Genomic DNA, 418 nt, shown 5'->3' with positions numbered 1-418 from the left:
CCCAAGGAGCCTGCCATGGAAGTTCTGTATCGCGCCCAATCAACGGCATCGGGCAGAGGCCGCGAAGACGGCCGTTCGGCCACCGACGACGGCAAGATCGACGTCAAACTGTCGACGCCGACCGAGATGGGCGGCAAGGGCGGCGACGGCACCAACCCCGAGCAGCTCTTCGCCACCGGATACGCCGCCTGCTACCTCGGCGCCCTGCGTCTGGTCAGCGGCAAGGCCGGCACGCCCGTCAGCCCTGACACCAAGGTCACCGCCGGCGTCGGCTTCGGCAAGAACACCAAGGGTGAAGGCTTCAACCTGGATGTCGACCTGACCGTGACCGACCACGGGCTAGAGCAGCCCGTGATCGACGACCTGATCGAGAAGGCGCACCAAGTCTGTCCCTACTCCAACGCCACCCGCAACAACG

Annotated in this window: 1 protein-coding gene; it reads left to right on the top strand. The window is 66.0% G+C overall.

Translation table 11 applies throughout. The annotated features are described in order from the left end of the window. Window positions 1-15 precede the first annotated feature (15 nt). Window positions 16-418 (top strand): organic hydroperoxide resistance protein (locus tag JWG43_RS21040; RefSeq protein WP_205244435.1); only part of this gene is annotated, 403 nt, incomplete at its 3' end.

This window comes from Desulfobulbus alkaliphilus, from assembly GCF_016918545.1.
Lineage (GTDB): Bacteria > Desulfobacterota > Desulfobulbia > Desulfobulbales > Desulfobulbaceae > Desulfobulbus > Desulfobulbus alkaliphilus.
The sequence above is the reverse complement of the archived record's forward strand: the minus strand, read 5'-3'. Positions and strand labels throughout refer to the sequence as shown.